The 15,116-nt window shown below is 67.3% G+C and carries 13 protein-coding genes; 8 read left to right on the forward strand and 5 right to left on the reverse strand.

Annotated features, from left to right (window positions below; translation table 11 throughout):
• Positions 1-77: 77 nt before the first annotated feature.
• The 4 genes from nrdF to nrdH are packed head-to-tail and all read right to left on the reverse strand — an operon-like array spanning position 78 to position 3,926.
• Positions 78-1,055, reverse strand: coding sequence for a class 1b ribonucleoside-diphosphate reductase subunit beta (nrdF, locus tag LRQ07_RS12515; protein ID WP_017828866.1), 978 nt, complete (start codon positions 1,053-1,055; stop codon positions 78-80).
• Positions 1,056-1,110: 55 nt separating this feature from the next.
• Positions 1,111-3,255: a class 1b ribonucleoside-diphosphate reductase subunit alpha gene (nrdE, locus tag LRQ07_RS12520; protein WP_047519077.1), complete on the reverse strand. Its 2,145-nt coding sequence runs from the start codon at positions 3,253-3,255 to the stop codon at positions 1,111-1,113.
• Complete coding sequence (nrdI, locus tag LRQ07_RS12525; protein ID WP_131491526.1) at positions 3,252-3,686, reverse strand: class Ib ribonucleoside-diphosphate reductase assembly flavoprotein NrdI; 435 nt, start codon at positions 3,684-3,686, stop codon at positions 3,252-3,254. The genes nrdE and nrdI overlap by 4 nt, the downstream gene beginning before the upstream one ends.
• 6 nt (positions 3,687-3,692) lie before the next feature.
• Positions 3,693-3,926, reverse strand: coding sequence for a glutaredoxin-like protein NrdH (gene nrdH / locus LRQ07_RS12530; RefSeq protein ID WP_047519073.1), 234 nt, complete (start codon positions 3,924-3,926; stop codon positions 3,693-3,695).
• 434 nt (positions 3,927-4,360) lie between these two features.
• On the opposite strand from nrdH, the gene LRQ07_RS12535 reads away from it, so the two are divergent.
• The 6 genes from LRQ07_RS12535 to LRQ07_RS12560 all read left to right on the forward strand — a co-directional run bounded on the left by LRQ07_RS12535 (position 4,361) and on the right by LRQ07_RS12560 (position 10,331).
• The gene (locus LRQ07_RS12535) at positions 4,361-5,524 is read left to right on the forward strand and encodes an MFS transporter (protein WP_052193221.1); all 1,164 of its coding nucleotides are present in this window, start codon (positions 4,361-4,363) and stop codon (positions 5,522-5,524) included.
• Positions 5,521-6,441: a sugar kinase gene (locus tag LRQ07_RS12540; protein WP_256534804.1), complete on the forward strand. Its 921-nt coding sequence runs from the start codon at positions 5,521-5,523 to the stop codon at positions 6,439-6,441. The genes LRQ07_RS12535 and LRQ07_RS12540 overlap by 4 nt, the downstream gene beginning before the upstream one ends.
• A gap of 30 nt (positions 6,442-6,471) precedes the next feature.
• A complete protein-coding gene (locus tag LRQ07_RS12545) occupies positions 6,472-7,230 on the forward strand; it encodes an alpha/beta fold hydrolase (protein WP_256534806.1) in 759 nt (252 codons plus the stop codon).
• Positions 7,227-8,387: an acyl-CoA dehydrogenase family protein gene (locus tag LRQ07_RS12550; RefSeq protein ID WP_256534808.1), complete on the forward strand. Its 1,161-nt coding sequence runs from the start codon at positions 7,227-7,229 to the stop codon at positions 8,385-8,387. The genes LRQ07_RS12545 and LRQ07_RS12550 overlap by 4 nt, the downstream gene beginning before the upstream one ends.
• Before the next feature lie 85 nt (positions 8,388-8,472).
• Complete coding sequence (locus LRQ07_RS12555) at positions 8,473-8,940, forward strand: Lrp/AsnC family transcriptional regulator (protein ID WP_047519065.1); 468 nt, start codon at positions 8,473-8,475, stop codon at positions 8,938-8,940.
• Complete coding sequence (locus LRQ07_RS12560; RefSeq protein ID WP_047519063.1) at positions 8,937-10,331, forward strand: aspartate aminotransferase family protein; 1,395 nt, start codon at positions 8,937-8,939, stop codon at positions 10,329-10,331. Before LRQ07_RS12555 ends, LRQ07_RS12560 begins: the two co-directional genes overlap by 4 nt.
• 216 nt (positions 10,332-10,547) lie before the next feature.
• Here LRQ07_RS12560 and LRQ07_RS12565 read toward each other — a convergent pair whose 3' ends face one another.
• A complete protein-coding gene (locus LRQ07_RS12565; RefSeq protein ID WP_256534809.1) occupies positions 10,548-12,089 on the reverse strand; it encodes a PucR family transcriptional regulator in 1,542 nt (513 codons plus the stop codon).
• Positions 12,090-12,189: 100 nt separating this feature from the next.
• On the opposite strand from LRQ07_RS12565, the gene LRQ07_RS12570 reads away from it, so the two are divergent.
• Both LRQ07_RS12570 and LRQ07_RS12575 read left to right on the forward strand, forming a co-directional pair.
• Positions 12,190-13,674, forward strand: coding sequence for a CoA-acylating methylmalonate-semialdehyde dehydrogenase (locus tag LRQ07_RS12570; RefSeq protein WP_256534810.1), 1,485 nt, complete (start codon positions 12,190-12,192; stop codon positions 13,672-13,674).
• 14 nt (positions 13,675-13,688) lie between these two features.
• Entirely contained in the window at positions 13,689-15,077 is a 1,389-nt protein-coding gene (locus LRQ07_RS12575; RefSeq protein WP_256534811.1) for an aspartate aminotransferase family protein, read from the forward strand.
• Positions 15,078-15,116 lie beyond the last annotated feature (39 nt).

The following is a 15,116-nucleotide window of genomic DNA, read 5'->3' on the forward strand; positions in this document are numbered from 1 at the left end:
CGGCCCGCCGCTCGAGGGGAGCTGCGGGCCGGGGGCTTCGTGGTGGTCGACGAGGGATGACGCCGCACAACAGGGTCCTAGAAGTCCCAGTCGTCGTCTTCCGTGGCCTCGGCCTTGCCGATGACGTACGACGAGCCCGACCCCGAGAAGAAGTCGTGGTTCTCGTCGGCGTTCGGCGAGAGCGCCGACAGGATCGCCGGGTTCACGTTCGTGACGCTGGAGGGGAACATCGCCTCGTAGCCCAGGTTCATGAGGGCCTTGTTGGCGTTGTAGTGCAGGAACTTCTTCACGTCCTCGGTCAGACCGACGCCGTCGTAGAGGTCCTGCGTGTACTGCACCTCGTTGTCGTAGAGCTCGTACATCAGGGAGAACGTGTAGTCCTTGAGCTCGTCACGACGCTCCTGGGTCTCGTTCTCGAGCCCCTTCTGGAACTTGTAGCCGATGTAGTACCCGTGCACGGCCTCGTCACGGATGATGAGGCGGATCAGGTCGGCCGTGTTCGTCAGCTTCGCCTTCGACGACCAGTAGATCGGCAGGTAGAAGCCCGAATAGAAGAGGAACGACTCCAGCAGGGTGGAGGCCACCTTGCGCTTGAGCGGGTCATCGCCCTGGTAGTAGTCCATGATGATCTGAGCCTTCTTCTGAAGGTTCGGATTCTCGGTCGACCACCGGAACGCCTCGTCGATCTCCTTCGTCGACGCGAGCGTCGAGAAGATCGAGGAGTAGCTCTTCGCGTGCACCGACTCCATGAACGCGATGTTCGTGTACACGGCCTCTTCGTGCGGCGTGATCGCGTCGGGGATCAGCGACACCGCACCCACGGTGCCCTGGATCGTGTCGAGCAGCGTCAGACCGGTGAACACCCGCATGGTGAGCAGCTGCTCGTCGGGGGTGAGCGTGTTCCACGACTGCACGTCGTTCGACAGCGGCACCTTCTCCGGCAGCCAGAAGTTGTTCACCAGACGGTTCCAGACCTCGAGGTCCTTGTCGTCCTGGATGCGGTTCCAGTTGATCGCCTGCACGCTGGAGACCAGCTTGAGTCTTTCAGGGGTCATGTTCTTCGTCGTTTCTCGGGTTTCAGCCGCGTTCTCGGGTCGACAGGTTCTCAGGTCAGAGCATGCACGAGACACACTCGGCCATGTCGGTGCCCTCGAGCGCCAGCTGACGCAGACGGATGTAGTAGATCGTCTTGATGCCCTTGCGCCACGCGTAGATCTGCGCCTTGTTGATGTCGCGCGTGGTGGCGGTGTCCTTGAAGAACAGCGTCAGCGACAGCCCCTGATCGACGTGCTGGGTGGCCGCCGCGTACGTGTCGATGACCTTCTCGTAGCCGATCTCGTATGCATCCTGGTAGTACTCCAGGTTGTCGTTCGTCATGAACGCCGCCGGGTAGTACACGCGACCGAGCTTGCCTTCCTTGCGGATCTCGATCTTCGACGCGATCGGGTGGATCGACGACGTGGAGTTGTTGATGTACGAGATCGAGCCCGTGGGCGGTACCGCCTGCAGGTTCTGGTTGTAGATGCCGTGCTTTTGGATCGACGCCTTCAGCTCGACCCAGTCCTCCTGCGTCGGGATGTGCTTGCCGGCGAAGAGCTCCTTGACCTTCTCGGTCGCGGGCACCCACGCCTGATCGATGTACTTGTCGAAGAACTCCCCCGACGCGTACTTCGAGTCCTCGAACCCGTCGAACGTCGTACCGCGCTCGATCGCGAGGTTGTTCGAGGCACGCAGCGCGTGGAACAGCACCGTGTAGAAGTAGATGTTCGTGAAGTCGATGCCCTCTTCCGAGCCGTAGTGCACGTGCTCGCGAGCGAGGTAGCCGTGCAGGTTCATCTGGCCGAGGCCGATCGCGTGCGAACGGTCGTTGCCGTCCTCGATCGAGCGCACCGAGCCGATGTGGCTCTGGTCGCTGACCGCGGTGAGCGCGCGGATCGCCGTCTCGACGGTCTGGCCGAGGTCGTCGGCATCCATCGACAGCGCGATGTTCATCGAGCCGAGGTTGCAGGAGATGTCCTTGCCGATGTTGTCGTACGACAGGTCATCGTTGTACGTGGTCGGCGTGTTCACCTGCAGGATCTCGCTGCAGAGGTTCGACATGTTGATCCGACCCTTGATCGGGTTGGCCTTGTTCACCGTGTCCTCGAACATGACGTACGGGTAGCCGGACTCGAACTGGATCTCGGCGACGGTCTGGAAGAACTCGCGCGCGTTGATCTTGGTCTTCTTGATGCGCGGGTCGTCGACCATCTCGCGGTACTTCTCGGTGACCGAGATGTCGCCGAAGGGCACGCCGTAGACCTTCTCGACGTCGTACGGCGAGAACAGGTACATGTCTTCGTCGTTCTTCGCGAGTTCGAACGTGATGTCGGGGACGACGACACCCAGCGACAGGGTCTTGATGCGGATCTTCTCGTCGGCGTTCTCACGCTTCGTGTCGAGGAATCGCATGATGTCGGGGTGGTGCGCGTTGAGGTACACCGCTCCCGCACCCTGACGGGCACCGAGCTGGTTGGCGTAGCTGAAGCTGTCTTCGAGCAGCTTCATCACGGGGATGATTCCGGACGACTGGTTCTCGATCTGCTTGATCGGCGCACCCGACTCGCGGATGTTCGACAGCAGCAGTGCCACGCCGCCACCGCGCTTGGACAGCTGCAGCGCAGAGTTGATGCCGCGGGCGATGGACTCCATGTTGTCCTCGATGCGCAGCAGGAAGCAGCTGACGAGCTCACCGCGCTGCGCCTTGCCCGCGTTGAGGAACGTCGGGGTGGCCGGCTGGAAGCGACCGGAGATGATCTCCTCGACGAGGGCGACGGCGAGCTTCTCGTCGCCGTCCGCGAGGCCGAGGGCGGTCATCACGACGCGGTCCTCGAAGCGCTCGAGGTAGCGCTTGCCGTCGAAGGTCTTGAGCGTGTAGCTCGTGTAGTACTTGAACGCACCCAGGAACGTCTCGAAGCGGAACTTCTTGCCGTAGGCGAGGTCGTTGAGCTTCTGGATGAACTCCATCGAGTACTTCTCGATGACGGCACCCTCGTAGTACTCCTTCTCCACGAGGTAGTCCAGGCGCTCCTTGAGCGAGTGGAAGAACACCGTGTTCTGGTTCACGTGCTGCAGGAAGTACTCCCGCGCGGCCCGCTTGTCGGCGTCGAACTGGATCTTCCCGTTCGCGTCGTACAGGTTGAGCATCGCGTTGAGGGCGTGATAGTCGAGTCCCTCGTAGGAGGGGTTCGCCTTGAATGCCACTGTCTCGGTCACTGAAGCTGCCACCGTCGTTCCAATCCGTCGCTCACGCGATCCACATCGTCCTGTGTGCCGAAGATCTCGAGCCGATACAAGTGAGGCACGTGGCACTTGCGGCTGATGATGTCACCGGCGAGGCAGAAGGCATCGCCGAAGTTGGTGTTGCCCGCGGAGATCACACCGCGGAGGTGACGCCGGTTGCGCTCGTCGTTGAGAAACCGGATCACCTGCTTGGGAACGGCGCCCTTCTCGACGCCTCGTCCCGCGCCCCCGCCATAGGTGGGGGTGACCAGCACGAAGGGCTCGTCGATGACGAGGTCTTCTTCGTTCCGGTGGAGGGGGATTCGTCGGGCGGGGAGCCCGAGCTTCTCGACGAACCGCGCGGTGTTACCCGACACGCTCGAGAAGTAGATCAGGAGCGGCGCTGCGGTCGCGACGGCGCTCATGGGAGGTCACGCCAGACGAGAGGCGAGCTCGTCGATCTTGTCGGGACGGAAGCCCGACCAGTGGCCCTCGTCGGTGACGACGACAGGCGCCTGCAGGTAGCCGAGTGCCTTGACCTGCTCGAGGGCCGTCGGGTCCTCGGAGAGGTCGAGAACCTCGTACTCGATGCCCTTGGCATCCAGGGCACGGTAGGTCGCGTTGCACTGAACGCAGGAAGGCTTGGTGTAGACCGTGATCGACATCTTTTCGTAACCCCTCAAATCTCTGGCCTGCTTCTCATCAGGCTGTTTCCCGGTAGACCCCCTGCCGGGACTTCAATACTACATATGGGGACCGACATTGGGGGCGACCACAAGGGGTAGTAGTTACATCCGTGTAGTTATCCACCGTTCTCCACGGCCTCAACACAGGTTCTCCACCGTTTCCTCCACAGGCGAAGGCCCCGTCCTGAGGGGCGCGAACCGCGTGAAATCGCGGCTGGGAAGCCCCTGTGAACGATCCATCCACAGGGGGCACCGTACGCCGGTCCTCGGACATTCGGATTCCTGTGGAATTCGTCGTTCGGCGTGTCGCGGCGTGTCGCCGCACGAGCGCTTCCACGACCGCCTCCGAGGCCCGGTACCGTTGTCTCGTGGCGGGATATCGGGATCTTCTTCGCACGCCTGGTGTGGCGCGCATGATCGCGGCTCAGCTGACCGCGCGCTTCCCCAACGGCATGATGTCGCTGGCGATCCTGCTGCACGTCGAGCAGCAGACCGGGTCGTACGGATCGGCCGGACTCGTCCTCGCGGCGACCAGCGTCGGTCAGGCCGTCGCAGGTCCCGTCACGAGTCGGTGGATGGGCGCCTGGGGGATGCGGCGGGTGCTCACCCTGACGCTCGCCGTGTGCGTCGTCGCGGTGCTCGGCCTCGCGGTCCTTCCCCTCGATGTGCCCGGCTACATGGCCCTCGGGATGGTCGCCGGGCTGTCCACCCCACCGGTCCAGGCCGCGGTCCGCACGATCTACCCGAAGCTCGTCAACTCCTCCCACCTCACTCCGCTGTTCTCCCTCGACGCATCGCTGCAGGAGATCATCTGGGTGCTGGCGCCGGTCGTCATCACGCTCGTGTCCACCCAGGTCGGGACGACGGAGGGCCTTCTGCTCGTCGCGATCGTCCTCGTCGCCGGTGGAGCCTGGTTCATCCTCTCCCCCGAAGTCGGACGCGTGCGCATCCCGCGCAGCCGCCATGCACTGGGCAAGGTCGTCCTCAAGCCGCCGGTTCTGCTGGCGACGGTGATCGGCTTCCTGCTGATCGGCGCCTGTGCCGCCGTGGAGGTGGGCGTGGTGGCCACCTTCGAACACGGAAGCCTGGCGGCCGGACTCATCCTCGCCGTGTTCTCGGCCGGGAGCCTGGCAGGCGGCCTGGCGTTCGGGCACATCCCCATCGGCCCCTGGGCCATGGCGCGCCGTCTGCTGATCGTCACGATCGGACTCGGCCTGACGATGGTCATGCTCAACGTGTTCTGGCTCGGCGGCACCCTGATCCTCGCGGGCATCGGCATCGCCCCCGCCCTCGCCGTCCTCTTCGCCATCACCACCGCGAGTGTGAAGTTCAGCGAGACCGCGGAGGCGTTCGGCTGGGCCGGCACCGGCCAGCTGATCGGCGCGGCCGCCGGTTCCGCCGTCGCCGGCTTCCTCGTCGATGTCAGCGACTGGCGAGGCGCGTACCTCGCCGCCACGATCTTCGCGGCGGTCGGGCTGATCGTCTCCGTCGTCTTCGTCCGTTCCTTCCCTGATCTGCGTCATCGCGACGCGAGCCCGCATCCCGACACCGAACCCTTGGCGGTCACTCCTTCATGAACTCCCCTTCCACTCTGAGCTCCGCCCCCGAGATCGTCTGCGTCGGCGAGTCCATGGTGTTGATCACCCCGACCGACGCCGGTCTCGCCGATGCCGCACAGGCGACGCTCGGTCTCGCCGGCGCGGAGGCGAATGTGTCCGTCGGCGTCGCCGCCAGCGGACACCGCGCCGCCTGGGCCTCGCGACTCGGCGCGGACCCGATGGGCGACCGGATCACCTCGGAGCTCGAACGTCGTGGCGTGGAGCTGTGGATCGAACGCGACGAGGACTCCCCGACCGGAGTCATGTTCAAGGACCCCGGCGTCGAGACGTCGACCGTCTACTACTACCGCCGAGGATCGGCCGCCTCGCTCATGCAACCCGGCTTCCTGGCGCCGTCACGGCTTGAGGGTGTGCGCATCGTGCACACGACCGGGATCACCCCCGCCCTCTCCGCGTCCTGCCGGGAGATGACCGATCGGCTCTTCATCGATGCCCGCACCGCGGGCGCTCTCGTATCCTTCGACGTGAACGACCGCCGTCAGCTGTGGAGCAGGGAAGACGCGGCCGAGACCCTCGCCCGCCTGGCCGACGCCGCCGACATCGCTTTCGTCGGGCGCGACGAGGCGGAGCGCATCTGGGGGACGGTCTCACCTGCCGAGATCCGTGCGTTCCTGCCGAACTGCGGCCTGCTGGTCGTCAAGGACGGCGACGTGGGGGCAACCGCCTTCGAGGGCGAGTCCGAGCCGGTGTTCGTCCCCGCCCCGGTGGTCGAGGTCGTCGAGCCGGTCGGGGCCGGAGACGCCTTCGCCTCCGGCTTCCTGAGTGCGACCCTCGACGGCGACGACCTCGCCACGTGCCTCTCCGCGGGTCACGCCGCAGCCGAGCGCGTTCTGACGATCGCGGCCGACCTGCCACCTCTGGTTCCGCGCGGCTGACCGCGCCCCCTCCGGTCGTAGGCTGGTGCCATGCCCGCACCGCTCACCCTGCCTCGCATCGCCTGGGGCTCCCCCGCGGCCCCTCGGCGGGCCCTCCTGGTCCACGGTCTCGGTTCCTCCGGCGCTCTGATGTGGCGCCTCGGCGATGCTCTCGCCACGGCGGGCTGGCATGCGACGGCCGTCGACCTCCGCGGACACGGCGACGCCCCGCGGTCCCTCGATTACACCGTCGCCGCGTACGGTGCCGATCTCGCGGCGACACAGCCCGATGACGGCGGCCCCTGGGACGCGGTCATCGGTCATTCGCTCGGAGGCGCCGCCAGCACGGTCGCCGCGGCAGCCGCTCCGGAGTGGACGCGGCGCCTGGTCCTGATCGATCCCGCGATCCACGTCGACGGGCGCGATGCCGCCATCGTCAGGAAGAGCCAGGAGCGCGCGTTCGCGGACACACGACTCGAGGTCGTGCAGGAGGAGCATCCGCACTGGCATCCGCAGGATCACGAGCTCAAGATCGACGCGGTACGGCGCGCAAGCGCATGGGCGGTGGAGCAGACCAGCGCCCAGAATCAGCCGTGGGACGTGCGAGCCGACGCCGCGCGCCTCACGGTGCCGACCCATGTGATCGGCGCCGACCCCGCCGTCTACAGCATCTTCGCGGGTGCCCTCGCGAAGGAGGTCCTCGCGGCGAACCCGCTGATCACCCTGTCCGTCGTCGACGGTGCCGGACATTCCCTGCACCGCGACCGCCCGGACGAATCCATCCGGCAGCTTCTGGAGGCACTGGCATGAACGACTTCGATCCCACGACCTTCCTGCCCGACGACCTCCTCGACCGCATCCGCGAACGCGCTCCGATCCACGACCGGGAGAACACCTTCCCCCAACAGGACCTCGAGGAGCTGCGCGACGCGGGCTACCTGTCGATCCTGGTGCCGACGGAACGCGGCGGCGGGGGGCTCGGTCTCGCCGAGGCCGCGATCCTGCAGCAGCGCCTCGCGGGCGCCGCACCGGCGACGGCCCTCGCGATCAACATGCACCTGGTGTGGACAGGCGTCGCGAAGGTCTTCTCCGATCGCGGTGTCCCCGGCCTGGAGTTCGTGCAGGACGGCGCGGTCGCGGGCGAGGTCTTCGCCTTCGGCATCAGCGAGGGAGGCAACGACCTGGTCCTGTTCGGCAGCGACACCGACGCGGTGCCGGACGGCGACGGGGGCTATGCGTTCACCGGAACCAAGATCTTCACCTCCCTCGCTCCGGTGTGGACGCGACTCGGCCTGCACGGACTCGACACCACGAGCGCCGATGCCCCGCAGCTCGTGTTCGCCTTCATCGACCGGACGGATGCGGTGACGACGTCCGACGACTGGGACACGCTGGGCATGCGGGCCACGCAGAGCCGCACCACGCGACTGGACGGCGCCGTGGCGGAGGCCGATCACGTGGTACGCCGCATTCCGCCCGGGCCCAGCCCCGACCCCATCGTGTTCGGCATCTTCTCGGTGTTCGAGATCCTGCTGGCCTCGGTCTACACCGGCATCGCGCACCGTGCCCTCGAGCTCGCGGTCGCGACCGCGCAGAAGCGGCACTCCAAGAAGACCGGCGCGGCATACAGTCAAGATCCCGACATCCGCTGGCGCATCGCCGACATGTCGATCGCCTACGACGCGCTCCCTCCCCAGATCGCCGCACTCGCCCGTGACGTCGACGACCGCGTCGATCACGGGGCGCGCTGGTTCCCCCTGCTGTCCGGCGTCAAGCACCGCGCGATCACGATGGCGAAGCAGGTCGTGGACGAGGCGATGCTGGTCGCGGGCGGCGGCTCCTACTTCTCGGCGAACGAGCTGTCGCGGCTCTACCGAGACGTCCTGGCCGGCGCGTTCCACCCGTCAGACCCGGAATCCGCGCACTCCACTGCGGCGAGCGCGTTGCTGGGACCGATCGAAAGCTGAGCCCGGACAGCCGATTCCGCCGACATTCGCCCTCAATACGGCGGAATCGGTTGCCAGAGGCGCACTCGAGTGCGAAGATCGCACCATGGGTTCGGTGAAGAAGCATCCCCCTCTCGATGCGATCTCCAAGACGATCATCGAGTTGCTCCAAGAAGACGGCCGTCGCTCCTACTCCGACATCGGACGTGTCGTCGGGTTGAGCGAGGCGGCCGTACGTCAGCGGGTGCAGCGGCTCACCGAGTCCGGCGTGATGCAGATCGTCGCCGTGACCGACCCGATGCAGCTCGGCTTCCCGCGCCAGGCCCTGATCGGCATCCGCGTCTCCGGCGACACGCGCCACGTCGCCGAGGCCGTCGCGGCGATCGATGCGGTCGACTACGTGGTCATCACGGTCGGCTCCTTCGACGTGCTCGCCGAGGTCGTCTGCGAAGACGACGACGACCTGCTGGCACTGATCAACGACACCATCCGGCCGATCGACGGAGTCCTCTCCACCGAGACCTTCATCTACGCGAAGCTGCAGAAGCAGCTCTACAACTGGGGGACCAGATGAACACCGCCCGCACCACTCCCTCGGAGTCCGCACTGCAGACGATGGCGAAGGACCATCTGTGGATGCACTTCACCCGCCAGTCGACGATGGCCGAGTCCGGTGTGCCGATCATCGTGAAAGGCGAAGGCCACCGGATCTGGGATGCGAAGGGCAAGGAGTACTTCGACGGGCTCGCCGGCCTGTTCGTCGTGAACGCCGGGCACGGTCGACGTCGGCTGGCCGAGGCGGCTGCCGCACAGGCATCGGAACTGTCGTTCTTCCCGCTGTGGTCGTATGCCCACCCGGCGGCGATCGAGCTGGCCGACCGTCTCGCCGACGAGGCGCCCGGTGACCTCAACCGCGTCTTCTTCTCGACGGGTGGCGGCGAGGCGGTCGAGACCGCGTTCAAGCTGGCCAAGCACTACTGGAAGCTGCAGGGGAAGCCCACCAAGCACAAGGTCATCTCGCGCGCGGTCGCCTACCACGGCACTCCGCAGGGAGCGCTGGCGATCACCGGTATCCCGGCGATGAAGTCGATGTTCGAGCCGGTCACGCCCGGAGGCTTCCGCGTGCCCAACACGAACTTCTACCGCGCGGCCGAGATGGGAGGACCCGCCGACGACCTCGAAGCCTTCGGCCGGTGGGCGGCCGATCGCATCGAGGAGATGATCCTGTTCGAGGGGGCCGACACGGTCGCCGCGGTTTTCCTGGAGCCGGTGCAGAACTCCGGAGGGTGCTTCCCTCCCCCTCCCGGCTACTTCGCCCGGGTGCGCGAGATCTGCGACCGCCACGATGTCCTGCTCGTCTCGGACGAGGTCATCTGCGCGTTCGGTCGCCTCGGCCACACGTTCGCCTGCACGGGGCTCGGTTATGTGCCCGACATGATCACCTGCGCCAAGGGGATGACGAGCGGGTACTCCCCGATCGGCGCGACGATCATCAGCGACCGCATCTACGAGCCGTTCTCGCACGGCGACGTCTCTTTCCCCCACGGTTACACGTTCGGCGGGCACCCTGTCTCGGCTGCGGTCGCGCTCGAGAACCTCGCGATCTTCGACGAGGAGGGACTCAACGCCCACGTGCGCGAGAACTCGCCGCTCTTCCGCGCCGAGCTCGAGAAGCTGCTCGACCTGCCGCTGGTCGGCGACGTCCGTGGGGACGGCTACTTCTTCGGCATCGAACTCGTCAAGGACAAGGGCACGAAGGAGACCTTCGACGATGCCGAGTCCGAGCGTCTGCTGCGCGGCTTCCTCTCCCCCGCACTGTTCGAGGCCGGACTGTACTGCCGCGCCGACGACCGCGGCGACCCCGTCATCCAGCTCGCACCTCCGCTCACGGTGGGCCCCTCGGAGTTCCGTGAGATCGAGCAGATCCTCCGGGACGTGCTGACCCGCGCGCAGTCCGCACTGTAGGCCCCGTCCCGTCGTCGAGACCCCGTCCTGTCGTCGAGACCCCGTCCCGTCGTCGAGACCCCGTCCTGTCGTCGAGACCCCGTCCCGTCGTCGAGACCCCGTCCTGTCGTCGAGACCCCGTCCCGTTGTCGAGACCCCCGGTGGTTCACGCGACCTGGCGGGGGCCTCGACGCGGAGAGGGGGTCTCGGCATCAAAGTGAGAGAGGGACGGCACGTTCAACCGTGCGCAGCGCTCCGCCGCGCGGTGAGGGCGAGGTGCAGCGCCGCGAGGGTCTCCCCGTCGTCGAGGTCGGCACCCAGAAGCTCGGCGATCAGGGTGAGGCGCTGGTAGAAGACGGACCGGGACAGATGGCTCGCTGCCGCCGCTGCTGACCGGTTGCCGGGGTGTGCGACGAGCGCCGCCAGCACATCCACGAGGTCGCCGCGGCGCTCCCGGTCATGCTCGACGAGCGGCGCGAGCATCCGTTCGCTGTGCTCGTGAAGCCGATGATCGTCCCGCAACGAAGCGACGAGCCGTTCGAGGGGGCGATCCTCGACCCTGCGCACACGAGGACCGGCACCCGGATGATCCCCCACCGCAAGGTCTCGGGCGATGCGCAGGGAGGCGAGCAGTCCGAGGACGTCCTCCGCGGACGGACCGACGAACACCGTACGGTCGGGGCCCACGATGCGCGAGATCATGGCATCGGTGAAGGGCACGGATGCCGGCACCGAGAGCAGCGCGACATCGTGGGAGTCCACGCGGGCCGCGACCACCGCGCACCCCACCTGACGCGCCCGATAGGCGAGCTCGCTCGCCGACACCGCCCCGTGCGCGACGATGCCGTGGCAGTGATGCCCGTCGAAAACGAAGCCACCGGCGGCGAGACGGGCGGCGATGTCGGCGGGGCTCGCGAACCGCGCTCCGAGCAGGTCGTCGATGAGTCCGCTCTGCGCCAGGATCGACCACTCGGCGTCGCCCCCGTCGGCGAGGCACCCGAAGGCCAGCGCCGTCGCCCCCTGTTCGAGCACCGTGAGTCGCCCGGCCGGGTGCGCGGGACCCTGCAGCGCTGACAGGGTCCCCCAACGCACCCCTCGCGCCTGCACGGGCACCGACTCCCCGTCATCGGCGAGCCGCGCGAGCACCTCGACGACGGGCACGCGAAGAGGTTCGACGGCGATCACCTCGTGCGCGAGATTCTGCAGCACCACCGGAGACCCCAGTGCCCGCGCGGTCTCCGCGACCACCACGTCGGCCGGAGCGCCCTGGAGGCTGAGCGCCGTGAAGAGTTCGTGCAGGCGCTGACGCTCGGAGAGGGCGTCGGTCTGCGCGGAGATCAGCGCTCGATGCACGGCCTCGGTCACGGCCACGAACTTGACCTCGCTCGTCAGCACGATCAGCGCGAGTCCGGTCTCGGCGCACTCATCGGCCACCGCATCCGGCACTCGGGCATGCGAGACGCCGAGTTCCAGGACGATCCCCGCAATACCCGCGCGACGCAGTCCTCGGACGAACGCCCTCTGCTCCTCCGCCTCCTCCGGCCACCCTGCGCCCGTGCTCAGCAACAGTTCGCCGCCGTCGAGCAGCCGGGCGACACCGGCGCTGTCGGAGACGTGAGCCCAGCGCACTTCGGCGTCGAGTGCGGCCCCACCGACGAGGACTTCCGGCGCCCCGGCCTGCACCACCGGCTCCGCGAGGACCTCTCCGACCGTGAGCAGGGCGGTGGCACGGATCGGACGATCTGTCTGATCCGACGCGAAGTCCTGACGGTCTGACATCGCTATTGCCCCCCAGACTCTGTGAACATTGAGAAACACCAGCGTAGCGAACCTCGGTCAGAGTGTTCGAGATCACTTCTTCACCACTCGGAGGAACACCGTGGACATCGTCCGTCACGTCATCAACGGAGTGGAGACCGCCGAGGCGGCTCGCACCGGCCAGGTCTTCGATCCCGCCACCGGCGAGGTCTCCAAGCACGTCGCCCTCGCCTCGTCCGCCGAGGTCGAATCCGCCATCTCCGCCGCAGCGGCCGCCCTGCCCGCATGGCGCGAGACGAGCCTGATCAAGCGCGCCGACGTCTTCTTCCGTCTGCGGCAGCTCCTCAAGGAGCGCACCCCCGAACTCGCCGCGATCGTCACGTCCGAGCACGGCAAGGTGCTCTCGGATGCCGCGGGCGAGGTGTCGCGCGGTATCGAGAACGTCGAGTTCGCCGCCGGCCTCGTGCACCTCCTCAAGGGCGAGCGCAGTGAGCAGGTGGCCCGCGGCGTCGACGTCCACTCCGTCAAGCAGCCCGTCGGTGTGGTGGCGGCGATCACGCCCTTCAACTTCCCCGTGATGGTGCCGCTGTGGATGATCGCCTCTGCGATCGCCTGCGGCAACACGGTCGTCCTCAAGCCCAGCGAGAAGGATCCCTCCGCCGCCGTGTGGATCGCGAAGCTGTTCGCCGAGGCCGGGCTTCCCGACGGCGTGCTCAACGTCGTCAACGGCGACAAGGAGGCGGTCGACGCACTCCTGGATTCGCCTCGGGTGAACGCCGTCAGCTTCGTGGGGTCGACCCCGATCGCCCGCTCGATCTACCAGCGCGCCTCGGCCGCAGGGAAGCGGGTGCAGGCGCTCGGCGGCGCGAAGAACCACATGGTGGTGATGCCGGATGCCGATATCGACGCCGCCGCCGATGCCGCGGTCTCCGCCGCCTACGGTTCTGCCGGGGAACGCTGCATGGCCGTCTCCGTGCTCGTCGCCGTGGGTGACATCGCCGACGACCTGGTCTCTGCGATCGCCTCGCGCATCGACGGCCTGAAGATCGGCCCCGGTACCGATGCCGCGAGCGAGATGGGTCCCCTCATCACGCGCGAGCACCGCGACAAGGTCGCCTCCTACGTGACGGGAGCCGACGCCGAAGGCGCGACGGTCGTCGTGGACGGCACGCAGAAGTCCTTCGATTCCGAGGGGTTCTTCCTCGGCGTCAGCCTGATCGACCGGGTCGCGCCGGGCATGAAGGTCTACGACGATGAGATCTTCGGGCCGGTGCTGTCCGTGGTGCGCGTGGAGACCTACGCCGAAGCCGTCGAGCTCGTGAACGCGAACGCCTATGGCAACGGGACCGCGATCTTCACCCGCGACGGCGGCACCGCCCGCCAGTACGAGTTCGACATCGAGGTCGGCATGGTCGGCGTGAACGTCCCGATCCCGGTGCCGATCGGTGCCTACTCGTTCGGCGGATGGAAGGACTCGCTGTTCGGCGACTCGCACATCTACGGCCCCGAGTCGGTGCACTTCTACACCCGCTCCAAGGTCGTCACGACCCGCTGGCCGGACCACACCCCGTCGCAGATCGACCTCGGCTTCCCGAGCAACCACTGACTGGAGCGACCACGATGACGAACTTCACCGACCGCCACGGGGCCGCCCACCCGCTCCCCGCCCCCGAGACCGAGGCGCAGGTGCGCGCGGACGACCGCGGCCATGTGTTCCACTCCTGGAGCGCGCAGGCACTGATCGACCCGCTGCCCGTCGCCACGGGTCAGGGCTCGACGTTCTGGGACTACCAGGGGAACGCCTACCTCGACTTCTCGAGCCAGCTGGTGAACCTGAACCTCGGGCACCAGCACCCCAACCTGGTCGCCGCGATCCAGCAGCAGGCGGGGCGCCTCGCGACCATCCAGCCCTCGATGGCGAACGACGTGCGCGGTGAGCTGGCGCGTCTGATCGCGGAGGTCGCACCCGATGGCTTGGAGAAGGTCTTCTTCACCAACGGCGGCGCCGAGGCCAACGAATACGCGGTGCGCATGGCACGGCAGTTCACCGGCCGGCGCAAGGTGCTCTCGATGTATCGCAGCTACCACGGCTCCACGTCGACGGCCATCTCGCTCACGGGCGACCCGCGTCGCTGGGCCAATGACACGGTCGACTCCGGCGCGGTGCGCTTCTTCGGCCCCTATCTGTACCGTTCGCCGTTCCACGCCGAGTCGCCGGAGCAGGAGTCCGAGCGCGCGCTCGCGCACCTCGAGCAGACGATCCAGCTGGAGGGGCCGCAGACGATCGCGGCGATCATCATCGAGACCGTCGTGGGCACGAACGGCGTGCTCGTGCCACCGCCCGGCTACCTGCAGGGCGTGCGCGATCTGTGCGACCGCTACGGGATCGTCTACATCGCCGACGAGGTCATGGTCGGCTTCGGTCGACTCGGCGAGTGGTTCGGCATCGACGCGTTCGACGGACGCCCCGACCTCATCACCTTCGCAAAGGGTGTGAACTCCGGCTACGTGCCGCTGGGCGGGGTCGTGATCTCGGACCGGATCGCGAGCGCCTTCGACACGATGCCGTTCGCCGGCGGGCTGACCTACTCCGGGCACCCGCTCGCGTGCGCGGCCGGGGTCGCGACGTTCGAGGTGTTCCGCCGCGACGGCATCCTGGAGCGCGTGTGCGACCTGGGCGCGCGTGTGGTCGAGCCGACCCTGCGTCGATGGGAGCAGACGCACCCGAGCGTCGGAGAGGTCCGCGGGCGCGGGCTCTTCTGGGCGATCGAGCTCGTGCGCGATCAGGAGACCCGCGAGCCGCTGGTGCCGTTCAACGCGACCGGAGCGGATGCCGCCCCGATGGGTGCTTTCGCCGCGGCCGCCAAGAAGGCCGGCGTCTGGCCGTTCACGCACTTCAACCGGGTGCATGTCGCTCCCCCGCTGGTGATCGACGAAGAGGAGCTGGTGCGCGGTCTGGACGCGATCGACAGCGCGCTGACGGTCGCCGACGAGGTCGCCGCCGGCTGATCCGAGCTCGAGCCCCGCGCGCTCCCGCGGGGCTCGAGC

The sequence above is a fragment of the Microbacterium sp. J1-1 genome (assembly GCF_024498615.1).
GTDB lineage: Bacteria > Actinomycetota > Actinomycetes > Actinomycetales > Microbacteriaceae > Microbacterium > Microbacterium aurugineum.